The sequence below is a fragment of the Amycolatopsis sp. FDAARGOS 1241 genome (genome assembly GCF_016889705.1).
Classification (GTDB): Bacteria; Actinomycetota; Actinomycetes; order Mycobacteriales; family Pseudonocardiaceae; genus Amycolatopsis.
The window spans coordinates 4,636,881-4,649,944 of sequence record NZ_CP069526.1 but is presented as its reverse complement, the minus strand read 5'-3'; the positions used below and the strand labels follow the sequence as shown (position 1 = coordinate 4,649,944).

General features: G+C 70.1%; 12 protein-coding genes. 10 read left to right on the top strand and 2 right to left on the bottom strand.

Going from position 1 to position 13,064, the window contains the following annotated elements; all coding sequences use genetic code 11:
- Positions 1 to 94 precede the first annotated feature (94 nt).
- Complete coding sequence (locus tag I6J71_RS22950) at positions 95 to 571, top strand: cupin domain-containing protein (protein ID WP_204096575.1); 477 nt, start codon at positions 95 to 97, stop codon at positions 569 to 571.
- 16 nt (positions 572 to 587) lie between these two features.
- Here the strand turns inward: I6J71_RS22950 and I6J71_RS22945 are convergent, their stop codons facing one another.
- Positions 588 to 1,835, bottom strand: coding sequence for a flavin-dependent oxidoreductase (locus I6J71_RS22945; RefSeq protein WP_204096574.1), 1,248 nt, complete (start codon positions 1,833 to 1,835; stop codon positions 588 to 590).
- Between the two features lie 545 nt (positions 1,836 to 2,380).
- Between I6J71_RS22945 and I6J71_RS22940 the strand changes: the two genes are divergently transcribed.
- The 9 genes from I6J71_RS22940 to pqqE all read left to right on the top strand — a co-directional run bounded on the left by I6J71_RS22940 (position 2,381) and on the right by pqqE (position 11,824).
- The gene (locus tag I6J71_RS22940) at positions 2,381 to 3,775 is read left to right on the top strand and encodes a DNA-binding protein (RefSeq protein ID WP_204096573.1); all 1,395 of its coding nucleotides are present in this window, start codon (positions 2,381 to 2,383) and stop codon (positions 3,773 to 3,775) included.
- 37 nt (positions 3,776 to 3,812) lie between these two features.
- Positions 3,813 to 6,062, top strand: coding sequence for a catalase/peroxidase HPI (gene katG, locus I6J71_RS22935; RefSeq protein ID WP_204096572.1), 2,250 nt, complete (start codon positions 3,813 to 3,815; stop codon positions 6,060 to 6,062).
- A gap of 363 nt (positions 6,063 to 6,425) precedes the next feature.
- Positions 6,426 to 6,887 (top strand): MSMEG_3727 family PQQ-associated protein, encoded by a 462-nt coding sequence (locus I6J71_RS22930; protein ID WP_204096571.1) that lies wholly within the window; start codon positions 6,426 to 6,428, stop codon positions 6,885 to 6,887.
- Between the two features lie 15 nt (positions 6,888 to 6,902).
- Entirely contained in the window at positions 6,903 to 8,609 is a 1,707-nt protein-coding gene (locus tag I6J71_RS22925) for a PQQ-dependent dehydrogenase, methanol/ethanol family (RefSeq protein ID WP_204096570.1), read from the top strand.
- A 45-nt stretch (positions 8,610 to 8,654) separates the two neighbouring features.
- Positions 8,655 to 8,750 carry a pyrroloquinoline quinone precursor peptide PqqA gene (gene pqqA / locus I6J71_RS22920; protein WP_204096569.1) on the top strand — a complete coding sequence of 32 codons (96 nt, stop codon included), beginning with the start codon at positions 8,655 to 8,657 and terminating at the stop codon, positions 8,748 to 8,750.
- A gap of 73 nt (positions 8,751 to 8,823) precedes the next feature.
- The gene (gene pqqB, locus I6J71_RS22915) at positions 8,824 to 9,711 is read left to right on the top strand and encodes a pyrroloquinoline quinone biosynthesis protein PqqB (RefSeq protein ID WP_204096568.1); all 888 of its coding nucleotides are present in this window, start codon (positions 8,824 to 8,826) and stop codon (positions 9,709 to 9,711) included.
- A 4-nt stretch (positions 9,712 to 9,715) separates the two neighbouring features.
- Positions 9,716 to 10,420, top strand: coding sequence for a pyrroloquinoline-quinone synthase PqqC (pqqC, locus tag I6J71_RS22910; protein ID WP_204096567.1), 705 nt, complete (start codon positions 9,716 to 9,718; stop codon positions 10,418 to 10,420).
- A 5-nt stretch (positions 10,421 to 10,425) separates the two neighbouring features.
- Entirely contained in the window at positions 10,426 to 10,734 is a 309-nt protein-coding gene (gene pqqD, locus I6J71_RS22905; RefSeq protein WP_204096566.1) for a pyrroloquinoline quinone biosynthesis peptide chaperone PqqD, read from the top strand.
- Positions 10,727 to 11,824, top strand: coding sequence for a pyrroloquinoline quinone biosynthesis protein PqqE (gene pqqE, locus I6J71_RS22900; RefSeq protein ID WP_204096565.1), 1,098 nt, complete (start codon positions 10,727 to 10,729; stop codon positions 11,822 to 11,824). Before pqqD ends, pqqE begins: the two co-directional genes overlap by 8 nt.
- Before the next feature lie 7 nt (positions 11,825 to 11,831).
- Here the strand turns inward: pqqE and I6J71_RS22895 are convergent, their stop codons facing one another.
- Entirely contained in the window at positions 11,832 to 12,908 is a 1,077-nt protein-coding gene (locus I6J71_RS22895; RefSeq protein WP_204096564.1) for a sodium:calcium antiporter, read from the bottom strand.
- Positions 12,909 to 13,064: the final 156 nt, after the last annotated feature.

Genomic DNA, 13,064 nt, shown 5'->3' with positions numbered 1-13,064 from the left:
GTCGCCGTGCCGGCGGGCCACCCGTCGGCGGCTGTACATCGGGTCCGGCATGGCGCAGAGTGCGTAGCTGACGAACCATCGGCCAGGAGGTGTGATGACCGGCGAGGAAATCGTGCTCGGTCCCCTTCCGAAGGGGATCACGCTCGCGCAGGAAGGCATGCAGAAGAAGGTGTGGAACGTGCTCGGGCACACCTACTTCATGAAGGCCGCCAGCGAGTCGAGCTTCGCGTTCGAAACCCTCGATCCGCCCGGCACCGGCGTTCCACCGCACGTGCACCCGACCCAGGACGAGCACATCTACATCCTGGAAGGCGTGTTCACGCTCTACCTCGACGGCCAGTGGGAGACCGCCGGCCCCGGCGACACCGTGCGGATGCCGAAGGGCCTCCCGCACGCCTACTACAACCGCAGCGAGGACATCGCCCGGGGACTGTTCTGGGTGAGCCCGGCCGGGCGGCTCGCGCAGCTGTTCGACAAGCTGCACGACCTGGAGGACCCGGCCGAGGTGGTCCGGTTGTCGGCGCTGTACGACGTCGACTTCCTGCCGCCCGGTTCGGTCGAGGGCGCCTGACGGCCCCGGGCCTGGTTCACCGGCCCGGGGCGTTCACCTGCTGCTGCGAGGCCCCGGTGACCTGGGCGTAGCCCGTCACGATCGCCTCGAGCGCCGCCGCGTCGATCACGTCTTCGAGACGGGAGAAGCCGTCCGGAGCGCGCCGTTCGACCTCGTCGATGACGTTCTCAGGCCCGCCCCGGCGGTTGCGGAGCACGACCTCGCTGGTGGCCGCCAGGCGATCGTCCTCGTACGCTCGCAAAGCCCCGGCGGGATCGGCGTGCCGCGCCAGGTGGCCGGCGAGACTGGTGGCGTCGAGGATCGCCTGGCCGGCGCCGTTGGAGCCCATCGGGTACATCGGGTGGGCGGCGTCGCCCAGCAGCGTCACGCGCCCGTGTGACCAGGCGGGCAACGGATCCCGGTCGCACATCGGGAACTCGAAGATCTCCTCGGTGGCCTCGACCAGCCCGGCGTGGTCGACCACCGCCGAGGAGAACCGCCCGACGTGCCGGGCCAGCTCCGCCCGGTCGCCGGGTTTGGCCCAGTCCTGCCGCTCCGGCGGTGCGGCCCCGGGCTGCCCGGTCTGGATGCAGATCGCCCAGTTCGTCAACCTGGTGTCCGCCCTGCGGCCCTGCGCGATCGGGTAGATCACCAGTTTGGCCGCGGTGCCACCGGCCACGATCATCGACCGGCCGCCGCCGAACTCCGGCCAGTCGGTGGCGCCGCGCCACATCAGGACGCCGTTCCACCGGGGCGGGCCCTCCGCCGGGAACAGCCGGGACCGCACGGTTGAGTGGATCCCGTCGGCGGCTACCAGCACGTCGCCGTGGACCGTCACTTCCGTGCCACCGCGGCGGTCGGCGAACTGCGCCCGGACGCCGCTCGCGTCCTGGTCGAACCCGGTCAGCCGGTGCCCGGTCCGCACGGCGCCGGGCCCGAGCCGCTCCCGCACCGCCCGGAGCAGCAGGCCCTGCAACCGGCCGCGGTGGAGGCAGAACTGCGGCAGCGTGAACCCGGCGTCCACTCCGCACGGCTTGCGCAGGATCACCTGCCCCAGCCGGTGGGTGTAGAACAGCTCGCGGGTGCGGATCCCGATTTCGTCCAGCGAATCGAGCAAGCCGATCGCGGCGAGCTCCTTGACCGCGTGCGGCAGCGCGTTGATCCCGACGCCCAGCTCGGCGATCCGCTCGCTCTGCTCGTGGACCACGCACTCGATGCCGGCGTGGTGCAGCCGCAGAGCTGTGGTCAGTCCCCCGATTCCCGCTCCGACGATGACGACCTTCACGGTCACCTCCCCTGTCCGGTCCCGGCCCAGCATCGCGGAGACACGCGCTCCACACCACCCCGGACGGCAGGTTGCCCCGATCACCAGAGAAAGGTCAAGACCCGCTGAGCACGATCAGTCCGCAGTGGGCGCCCGCGCCGCGGGGGCGGTGGTGCGGATTTCACGCTTCCCGACCGAGCCGATTGTGGTTGTGCCGCAACGAGAAACTCTTTCGTGACTCCCGCGCAGCCCGTGACGCCTTCACTGACGAGAGCACTTCGGACGGTTCGCACCGGGCCTTTCGGCCACGGCACAACCGGTTCCGGGTCCTGCGGCGAACGGCGGGACCAGTTCCCCTGGCCGGAGACGTGCGCAGCCCGGCAACGGTACCTACAGTGGGTTGTGCCGGTTGGTGGCACAACCCGGAAACGAGGTGCCGAAGCCGGAGACGTGCGAGGCAGTGCCCAGTCAGCCGCGAGCCAGGCCCGGCCTGGACGAGCGGGGACCGGTGCGGGCGGCGAGCCTGCGGCCGGGCGTCGGGGATGGGCTGAAGGTGGTTCTCGACCATGAAGGATGCACATCGGTTCGAACGGCGGGCGGCGAGCCCCGGTGGGGGCGCCGTCTTCGAGGCGTGGGAACGGTTCGTGCAGGGTGAGGATCAAGTTCCCGGGGTGCGGCCCTTGGTGGCGATCTCGTGGCATCGCTGCCGGGAGCAATACCGGGTGGATCCGCACCTGACCGAAGCTCCGGTGGCCGCCGCCGAGCGTGAGCACGCCCCCGAGCAAGATGTCGTCTTCGCCGAGCTGGGTTTTCGCGCCGCGTCCGTGGCACACGAAATGGGCAGCGTTTCCGGGGTCGTCACCGTCACCGATGCCACGGGCCGGATCCTGGGCGAGTGGGGGGACCAGGCCACGCTCGCCCGAGCCACCGACTTCAACCTCGCGCCCTGGTTCTGCTGGTCCGAGTGTGCCGCGGGCACGAACGGCATGGGCACGGCGCTGGAGGCGCACGGCCCGGTGCTGATCAGCGGCGCGGAACACTGGTGCCAGGCGTTCCACAACTGGGTCTGCGCGGGCATCGCGGTGCGGGATGTGGTGACGGGGGAGCCGATCGGGGGCCTGAACCTCTCCTGCTGGCGCAGCCAATTGCCACCGTCCGCGGGCGGGTGGCTGGCCGGCGCGGTCGCCAAGACCCAGCGCGCGCTGAAGCGGCGCGCGCGCGACAGCGGCGCTGAGCTGGTCGCGGCCTACACGCAGGCCAGGGCCCGCACCGGCGCGCCGTTGGCCGCGGTGGACACCGCGGGCAAGGCGGTGATCGCGGACGAAACGGCGAGTGTCCTCATGGGCGTCCCGGCGTCCACGCCCGCGTTCGACTCCACGCTGCGGTGGAACCCCGGGCTGCCGGAACTGATCGGTGCCGTGCGGTACGCCACGAAGCAGGCAGCTCACAACCCCGACTGGGTCGGGTCGACGCAGACCTTCACCCACCTCGCCGACTCGCCGACGTCGATCAGCATCCGGCCCGTCTTCTCGTCCGCGCACCTGATCGGCCACCTGGTCTCGTTCGGCGTCTCCGAGGGAGTGCAGCTGCCCCCGGCGGCGGAGTCCGCGCGCCCCCGGGTGCAGCCGCGCCGCGTGGTCGGCATGCGGGACAACCGGATGGTGCTGTTGCCGCTGAGGGAGGTCTCCTTCGCCGAATCGGAGGGGAACGACGTGTGGCTGTCCACCGCGCAGGGGCGCCTGCGGGCCGCGTCGCAGAGCCTCGACAAGCTCGACAACGAGCTGGCCGACGTCGGTTTCCTGCGGGTGCACCGCCGGTACGTGGTCAACCTCAGCCGCGTCCGGGAGATCGAGCGCGGGCAGAAGGGCGAGCTGCAGCTCGTCATGGCCGACGGGGCGAACGAGATGGTGCCGGTCTCCCGGCGCAACGCGCCGGCCGTGCGCCGGGCGCTGGACATCTGAGTTCGCCGGCACAACCGCAGTACCCGGAAGGATTCCCGTGGCTGACAGACCCGACACCGTGGTCGGCGAGACGAACGAACGAAGCGCGGGCGGCCTCGGCCTCCCCGCCCCGGCCACGCGCGGCGCCCACCGCGCGGGCCCATCGGGCAACCGCGACTGGTGGCCGGACCAGCTCGACCTCAAGATCCTCCGGAAACACCCCGCCGTGGCCGACCCGATGGGGCCGGACTTCGACTACGCCGCGGAATTCCGGACCCTCGACCTCGACGCGCTGGCGAGAGACGTCGACGAGGTGCTGACGACCTCGCAGGAGTGGTGGCCCGCCGACTTCGGCCACTACGGGCCGCTCGTGGTCCGGATGGTGTGGCACTGCGCCGGGACGTACCGCGCCGACGACGGCCGCGGCGGCGCGGCCACGGGCATGCAGCGCTTCGCGCCGCAGAACAGCTGGCCGGACAACCGCAACCTCGACAAAGCGCGCCGGCTGCTGTGGCCGGTCAAGAAGAAGTACGGCCGCAAGATCTCCTGGGCCGACCTGATGGTGTTCGCGGGCAACCGCGCCCTGGAGACGATGGGCTTCACGACGTTTGGTTTCGCCGGCGGCCGCGTGGACGTGTGGGAGTCCGACGACGACGTCTACTGGGGACCCGAGCGGGCGTGGCTCGGCGACGAGCGGCACCGCGGCGTCCGGGACCTGGAGAAACCACTCGCGGCCGTGCAGATGGGGCTCATCTACGTCAACCCGGAGGGGCCGCACACCGTCCCGGATCCCGTCACCTCCGCCCGCGACATCCGCGAGACGTTCCGCCGCATGGCGATGACCGACGAGGAGACCGTCGCGCTGATCGCGGGCGGGCACACGTTCGGCAAGACCCACGGTGCGGCTGAGCCGGACACTCACCTCGGTCCCGAACCCGAGGCGGCCGCTCTCGAGGAGCAGGGCCTGGGCTGGCGTTGCGGCTACGGCACCGGCAAGGGGGCGGACGCCATCTCCAGCGGCCTCGAGGGTACGTGGACGCCGACCCCGACGAAGTGGGACAACAGTTTCTTCGAGACCCTCTTCGGCTATGAGTGGGACCTGGAGCTGAGCCCCGCCGGGCTGTGGCAGTGGATCCCGCGCGACGGCGGCGGGGCCGGGACCGTGCCCGATGCGCACGACCCGGCCAAGACGCACGCCCCGACGATCCTGACCACGGACCTCGCGCTGCGGGTGGACCCGGTTTACGAGCCGATCGCCCGGCGTTTCCTCGAGAACCCCGACCAGCTGGCGGAGGCCTTCGCCCGGGCGTGGTTCAAGCTGACGCACCTCGACCTGGGCCCGAGCCGGCGTTACCTCGGACCGCTGGTCCCGCGGGAGACGCTGCTCTGGCAGGACCCGATCCCCGCCGTGGACCACGAACTCGTTTCCCCGGCGGACATCGACGCGCTCAAGGCCGAACTCCTCGCCTCTGGGCTCTCGGGTGCCCAGCTCGTCTCCACGGCCTGGGCGTCGGCTTCGACGTTCCGCGACAGCGACAAGCGCGGCGGGGCAAACGGGGCGCGCCTCCGCCTCGAACCGCAGCGGAGCTGGGAGGTCAACGAGCCCGACGAGCTTGCGCAGGTGCTGCGCACGCTGGAGGGGATCCGGGAGTCTTTCACGCGCTCGCGAAGCGATGGCAAGAAGATCTCGCTCGCCGACCTGATCGTGCTCGGCGGGGTGGCCGCCGTCGAGCAGGCCGCGAGGAACGCCGGCCACGACGTGGAAGTCCCGTTCACGCCGGGACGCATGGACGCGACGCAGGAGTGGACCGACCCGGAGTCCTTCGCCGCGCTCGAACCGGCCGCGGACGGGTTCCGCAACTACGAAGCGAAGGGTGGCCGGTTGCCCCCGGAGCGCGCGCTGGTCGACCGGGCGAACCTGCTGACCCTGAGCGCGCCCGAGCTGACCGTCCTCGTGGGTGGCCTGCGCGTCCTCGGTGCGAACCACCACCACTCGCCACTGGGCGTCTTCACGTCCCGGCCCGGAGCATTGACCAACGACTTCTTCGTGAACCTGCTCGACATGGGCGTGCAGTGGCAGCCGCGAACGGGATCCGGTTCGGCGCCGGAGATCTTCGAGGGCCGCGACCGGGCCACCGGCGAGCTCAAGTGGACCGGCAGCCGGGTCGATCTGGTCTTCGGCTCGAACTCCGAGCTGCGGGCGCTCGCGGAGGTCTACGCGAGCGACGACGCGGGGGAGAAGTTCGTGCGAGACTTCGTGGCTGCCTGGGACAAAATCATGAACCTCGATCGGTACGACCTCACCTGACCCCGTCGGGACCGGAACACGGGGCCGCGAGCCGAATTTTTCACCGCCCGCCGCGGCCTCGCCGGGGGAGTTTTTTTGGTTCTCCCCCACCGCTCAGCGGCCCTGGATCGGCTGTGAACGGTAGCCGGTGGCCGCTGAACGGCATCGGCGCTCTCGCCCGCCTCCCGCGCTTGTCGACGTGATTTCTCCGGCGTAGCGTGCGTATTGACTACCGATTTTCCATCGGACGTCGGACGCGGCGGGGAATGCGATCGGATTTCGCAGAATTTTCCGTGCGGAAATGTGCATCGCCGCGACAGTGCGCCTTCGATGTGACCGATGCGAAGTCGGCACAGGGATTCGGGATGAGGAGGGTGAAGGCCGATGACGACAGCGCCAGAGCGGGCTGACTTGCTCAAAGAGCTCGGGTTGGACGTGCAGAACCACGCGACGCTGGGCCGTGTGCTGGGCACCGGGAAGATCGCGCGGGCCACCGAAGGATCGGATGGCCGCATGAAGGCGACGATTCGCATCAACGAGGATGAGCTGACCTGGGACCCCTCCATTCTCGTCATGCCCCACGAGGGAGATATCGACCTCGAACTGATCAATGACGACAAGAACACCCACTGCGCGCTCTTGCCGAGCAATGGTGACCGGAAATTCATCTGGTTGGTGAACCATTCGCGCGGACGCGCGACGCTCAACCTCGACGGGCCGGGCTACTACTGGTTCAGCTCGCCCACCGGGAACGACGAGGGCCGTGGGCTGACCGGTGCCATCGTCGTCCTGGGCGACGCGCCGCCGGAAGCGCGACTCGACCGGCCCGACCAACCGCAACCGTAGAGGGAGGAAGAGGACATGACGACCTCGGAGGACTACGTCGACGCCGGTGAGGCCATCGACCAGGGAAACCTCAGCGGCAAGATTCCGGGCGGGGAGGTCGCTCCGCCGGTGACGTCCGGCGTGAACTACGAGCGCATCCTCAACGCCCGCCAGGAGCCCCACAACTGGCTCACCTACTACGGCGCGTACAACGGGCAGCGGTACAGCCCGCTGGACCAGATCAACACCGAGACCGTCAAACGGCTCGTTCCCGCCTGGGTGTTCCAGGCCGGCACGACCGGCCTGATCGCGGGCGCCTCGACCTACTCGTTCGAAGCCGCCCCGATCGTCGTCGACGGGGTCATGTTCCTGACCGGCTGGGACGGCTGGATCTGGGCCCTGGACGCGAAGACGGGGGTGGAGATCTGGCGGTACAAGCACGCCGTGCCGTTCGACGTCTCGCTGTGCTGCGGCAACGTGAACCGCGGGTGCGCCGTGGCGCAGGGAAAGGTGTTCTTCGTCGCGGCGAACGCCCGGCTGCTCGCGCTCGACGCCACCACGGGCAAGCGGGTGTGGACCAAGACCTACGGCGACGTACGGGCCGGTGAGAGCGCCACGGTCGCCCCGCTGATCGTGAAGAACATGGTCATCGTGGGCAGTTCCGGCGGTGAGTTCGGGGTGCGCGGCCACCTGGACGCGTTCGACCTCGAGACCGGCGAGCACCAGTGGCGCTGCTACATGGTGCCGAAGCCCGGTGAGCCCGGTTCCGAGACCTGGCCCGCCGACGGCGAGGCCTGGGCGCGCGGCGGAGCGAACTGCTGGGTCACCAGCACGTTCGACCCCGAGACCAACCTGCTCTACGTGGGCACCGGCAACCCGGCGCCCGACTTCGACGGTGAGGTCCGGGAAGGCGACAACCTCTACACCGACAGCATCGTCGCCGTCGACGTGGACAGCGGCCAGATTCGCTGGCACTACCAGTGCACGCCGCACGACCTGTGGGACTACGACAGCATCGCCGAGTGCATCCTGTTCGAAAAGGACGGCCGCAAGCTGCTCGGGCACTTCGACAAGAACGGCTACTTCTACGTGCTCGACCGCACGGACGGCTCGCTGGTCCAGATCACCCCCTTCGTCGACCGCATCACGTGGGGCGCGGTCACGCGGGAGGGCCAGGTCACGGCCAAGGTGTACCCGGAGAAGGAAGGCGAACCGGTCCACTTCTACCCGGGTCCGGCCGGGGCGAAGGAATGGACCCACGCGTCCTACAGCCCGAAGACCGAGCTCTTCTACGTCCCGGTCCAGGACACCGGGGCCACGGCGACCCGGCGGCGCCGGGAGTTCAGGGAGAGCATCCCTTATTGGGGCGCGGGTGTTCAGGTGGATGCCGAAGACATGGCCGGATCGGTCAGCGCGTTCGACGGCAGCGGCGAGGAGAAGTGGCGCTGGCGCAACGAACTGCCGATGTGCGCGTCGACGCTGGCCACCGGCGGCGACCTCGTGTTCGCCGGCGAAGCCACCGGCGAGTTCAACGCACTCGACGCGCGCACCGGTGAGCTGCTCTGGCAGTTCCAGTGCGGCAGCGGCCACCACAGCAGCCCGACCACCTACATGGTCGACGGGCGGCAGTACATCGCCGTGCCGGTCGGCTGGGGCGGCTGGGCGGAGGGGTTCCTGCCCGGCATGCTGGGCGCGGGGCACGGAAGCGCCCTGTTCGTCTTCGCCCTGCCGGAAACTTCGTGACACTGGAGGAGAACCTGCCGCGATTCGGGCAGAGGAGGTGAATCCATGGAGTCTCAACTCGTTGCGTGGGAGACGCCCGAGTTCGACGAGATCGGAGTCGCACCCGAGGTGACCATGTACATCGCTCAGCTGGACGACTAGGGGACGTTGGGTGGCGCCGGAGCAGGTCCGGCGCCACCCGGCGGTTCGGGACGACCACGGACGGGGTGGCGGGATGTGGCTGCGGGTGCTGGGCTCGGCTGCGGGGGGTGGATCCCCGCAGTGGAACTGCGGCTGCCCGGTGTGCGCCGCCATCCGGTCCGGAGCCGGGGTCGTGCGCACCCAGTCCTCGGTCGCGGTGAGCGCCGACCGCCGGAGGTGGTACCTGATCAACGCTTCGCCCGACGTGCGGACGCAGATCGAGGCGTTTCCGGAGCTCCACCCGCGCACCGGCCGGACGTCGCCGCTGGAGGCGGTGCTGCTCACCGATGCCGAGCTGGACCACACGCTGGGGCTGTTGCTGTTGCGCGAAGCCCGCGCTCTGCGGCTCTACGCCACACCGGCCGTGCACAAGACGCTGTGCGACGGCACCGGGGTGCTGCGCACGCTCGAACGGTACTGCCCGGTCGAGTGGACGGCGGTCCTCCCCGGCACCGACGTGCCGCTGGGCGACGGGCTGTCCTGCCGGGCGTTCGACGTGCCCACCACGAAGCAGGCCCGGTTCGGGCCCGGGGCGGACCACGGCCGGGTGGTGGGCTACCGGCTGACCGACGAGCGCAGCGGGGCGAACCTGGTCTACCTGCCGGGGGTGCAGGCGCTGATGCCGGAGCTGCGCGCGCAGCTCGAGGGCTGCGAGTGCCTGCTGATCGACGGCACGTGCTGGAGCGACGACGAGCTGGTGCGGCTCGGCCTCGCCGGCAAGACGTCCCGCGAGATGGGGCACCAGCCCATCGGCGGTGCGGACGGAACTCTGGCGCAGCTCCCGTCGCTGAACGCGCGGCGGGTGATCTTCGTACACCTGAACAACACCAATCCGGTCCTGCTGGACGACAGCCCAGAGCGGCGCGTCGTGGCCCAGACCGGTGCGGAGGTGGCCGTGGACGGACTCGAGGTCGAGGTGTAGCGCTGTGACGACGACAACCAGGACAACCGCCGCGACCCAGGACGTTTTCGTCGAGGTGTTGCGGGCCCATTCGCGCCGGTACCACGACCAGCACCCGTTCCACGTGCGGATGAACGCCGGCCTGCTGAGCCGCGGGCAGATCCGGGGCTGGGTGGCCAACCGCTTCTACTACCAGGAGAACATTCCCCGCAAGGACGCGGCGATCCTCTCGAATTGTCCCGACCTCGAAGTCCGCCGCCGGTGGATCCGCCGGATCGTCGACCACGACGGCCGGCACTCCGGGGAGGGTGGCATCGAAGCGTGGCTGCGCCTGGGCGAGGCCGCCGGCCTGACTCGCGAGGAGATCCAGGACCACCGGCACCTGGTTCCGGGGGTGCGGTTCGCGGTCGACGCGTACGTGAACTTCACCCGGACGCGCCCGTGGGTGGAGGCGGTCGCGTCGTCGCTCACCGAGCTGTTCGCCCCCGACCTGATGGCGCAGCGGCTGGCCGCGTTCGAGCGGTGGTACCCGTGGCTCGACCCCGCGGGCCTGACCTACTTCCGCGCCCGCCTCGAGCAGGCCCCGCGAGACTGCGAGCACGCCCTCGAAGTGGTCACCGCGCACTGCCTGTCCGCCGAGTCGCAGGCCCGTGCCGTCGATGCGCTGTCGTTCAAGTGCGACGTCCTGTGGAGCCTGATGGACGCCGTCGACAAGGCCTACCCGGAGTGACCACAATGGACCCGACGAAGACCGGAACGACGGCCCGGCCCGAAGTGTCCACAACGGATCGGCCCCGGCTGGCTCGCCACGTGCGCCTGACCTTCAGCGAGGCCCGGCAGCAGCGCGTCCTGCTGCACCCCGAGACGGTGGTGGTGCTGAACGGCAGCGGTGCCGACATCCTCGAGCTGTGCGACGGGCGGCGCACCGTGGCCGAGATCGTGGCCGAACTGGGCGCGCGGTACCGGAGTGTCCCCGAGGAGGAGGTGCGGCGGTTCCTGACCCGGCTCGTCGCCCGGCGCTGTGTGGAGCTCAACGATGGATAGCCCCTTCGGACTGCTCGCCGAGCTCACGTACCGCTGCCCGCTGGCGTGCGCGTACTGCTCGAACCCGCTGAACCTGGCCGACTACTCCGACGAGCTGACCACCGGCGAGTGGCGGCGGGTGCTTCTCGAGGCCCGCGACCTGGGGGTCCTGCAGTGCCACCTCTCCGGTGGGGAACCGCTGCTGCGGCGCGACCTCGCGGAGATCGTGGCGGAGGCCCACGAGCTTGGCCTCTACACCAACCTCGTCACCAGCGCCCTCGGCCTCTCGCGGGCGAGGGCCGAGCAGCTGCGGGCCGCTGGTCTGGACCACGTGCAGGTCAGCATCCAGGCCGACGAACCCGTCGTGTCCGACCGGATCGCCGGGACCCCGTCCTTCCGGCGCAAGATCGAGGCGATGGGTGTGGTCAAGGAGCTGGGCTGGCCGCTGACCCTGAACGTGGTGCTGCACCGGCAGAACATCGGCCGCGTCGCCGAGCTGCTCGAGCTGGCCGAGGAAGCCGGCGCCGACCGGGTGGAGCTGGCCAACACCCAGTACTACGGCTGGGCGTGGCGAAACCGCGACGCGCTGCTGCCGAGCCGGGCCCAGCTCGACGCGGCCGAGGTCGTCGTCCGGGCCGCCCGCGAGCGCCTGCGGGATCGCATGGAGGTCGTCTACGTCCTGCCCGACTACTACAGCCGCTACCCGAAACCCTGCATGGGCGGCTGGGCGGCGCGCCAGCTGACCGTGACGCCGAACGGCGACGTCCTGCCCTGCCCGGCCGCCCAGTCCCTGCCCTTGCCGAGGGCCAATGTGCGGGACGAGACGCTGGCGCGGATCTGGGCCGGCGCACCGGTGATGACCGCGTTCCGGGGTACGGGCTGGATGCCGGAACCGTGCCGCAGCTGCGATCGGCGGGAGCTCGACTTCGGTGGGTGCCGCTGCCAGGCGTTCCAGCTCACCGGCGAGGCCGCCCGCACCGACCCGGTCTGCCACCTGTCGCCCGACCACCACCTCGTCACCCGGGCGGTCGAGGCCGCGAACGCCGAGTCGCGGACCGACGACGCGCCCTTGTTCCCCCGCCCGCACCGGGCCGGCCGCTCCCCGGTCTGAGCCCGGCTCAATCCGTTTCGATCGGGGCGCCGCCGAACACGGCGAAGCTCACGGTCCAGTAGGCGATGTACAGCGCGAGCAGGACGAACCCGTGCCAGCGCCTCAGCCGGCGGGTGCCGAGGAAGTACGCCGCGAGGGCGGTCATGCCGACCAGCACCGGCAGGTGCCAGGACAGGACGTGGTCGCCGACGACGATGCTGCCGCCCGCGAGCAGGATGATGCCGAGCTTCGCGGTCACGCCGAACACCACGCTGCCGATGACGTTGCCGACACCGAGTTCGGGCGCGCCCTTGCGGGTGGGTTCGACGGTCAGGAACACGTCCTCGAGGGTGAGCACGAGGGTGGCGATCGTCGCGCCGAACAGCGCTCCCTGGATCTGGTAGTCCTGCAGGATGCCCTGGGTGCCGTAGCTGGTGATGGCGGCGCCGGCGACGAGTCCGGCCAGCGCGAGCACGGCCAGCGCGATGGCGGCCCAGCCGGGAATCGGCCGCTCCTTGGTGAAGGGCACCGTCACGACGAACGGCGGCTTGTCGGTGGGTACCTCGGCGGGGTCGCGCGTGACCGCGTGGCCGGTTCCGGTTCCGCTTCCGCCCGGGCTCGCCCCGACCTCCAGCTTCTCGAGGATCTCCGCGTTGCGGAAAACGGGTGTGGTCCGCTTCAGCTCCCGGCTGGCCACGTAGCCGATGAAGAGCACGAACAGCAGTACGAGAACTGCGCCGTAAACCGGGGTGAGGGGCCCGAAGACGATGAACGGGACGAGCACCACCGGCGCGGCGACGAACAGCGCGAGGTAGGGGCGAGGAATGTTCACCTTCGTCGGGGAAATGATCGCGGCGAGGGCGAGCACGATTCCGATCATCGAGATGGCGGTGCCGAACACGGTGCCCAGGGCGACGTCGCTGAGGTCTTCGATGTTCAGCGCCACACCGAGGGCGACGTCGTCGAATTCTATGCCGGTGAAGATGATCGCGAGCAGGAATACGGAGATGCGCAAGCCGGCCGCCGCGCCGACGACGTAGATGATCAGCTTTTCCGCGCTGTAGATCAGCAGCGCGGCACCAGCGATGAAAATCAGTATCGACATAGTACTGGAGGTCCTTTCCGCCAAGCTCGAAAAGGTCAGTGCTCGGGTCGACCGACAGCCAGTCGCTGTCCCCACTCCGATCGTCGCAGGTCCGGGCCAATTCGGCTACGGTCACTCACCCACGTGAAAACAAGGGGAAACAACCGTCCCGTGCAC

Bases quoted from the DNA above. Each gene is read 5' to 3' on its own strand.
- I6J71_RS22950 (WP_204096575.1), top strand. From the start codon at position 95: ATGACCGGCGAGGAAATCGTGCTCGGTCCCCTTCCGAAGGGGATCACG.
- I6J71_RS22940 (WP_204096573.1), top strand. From the start codon at position 2,381: ATGAAGGATGCACATCGGTTCGAACGGCGGGCGGCGAGCCCCGGTGGG.
- I6J71_RS22930 (WP_204096571.1), top strand. From the start codon at position 6,426: ATGACGACAGCGCCAGAGCGGGCTGACTTGCTCAAAGAGCTCGGGTTG.
- I6J71_RS22925 (WP_204096570.1), top strand. From the start codon at position 6,903: ATGACGACCTCGGAGGACTACGTCGACGCCGGTGAGGCCATCGACCAG.
- pqqA (WP_204096569.1), top strand. From the start codon at position 8,655: ATGGAGTCTCAACTCGTTGCGTGGGAGACGCCCGAGTTCGACGAGATC.
- pqqB (WP_204096568.1), top strand. From the start codon at position 8,824: ATGTGGCTGCGGGTGCTGGGCTCGGCTGCGGGGGGTGGATCCCCGCAG.
- pqqD (WP_204096566.1), top strand. From the start codon at position 10,426: ATGGACCCGACGAAGACCGGAACGACGGCCCGGCCCGAAGTGTCCACA.
- pqqE (WP_204096565.1), top strand. From the start codon at position 10,727: ATGGATAGCCCCTTCGGACTGCTCGCCGAGCTCACGTACCGCTGCCCG.
- I6J71_RS22895 (WP_204096564.1), bottom strand. From the start codon at position 12,908: ATGTCGATACTGATTTTCATCGCTGGTGCCGCGCTGCTGATCTACAGC.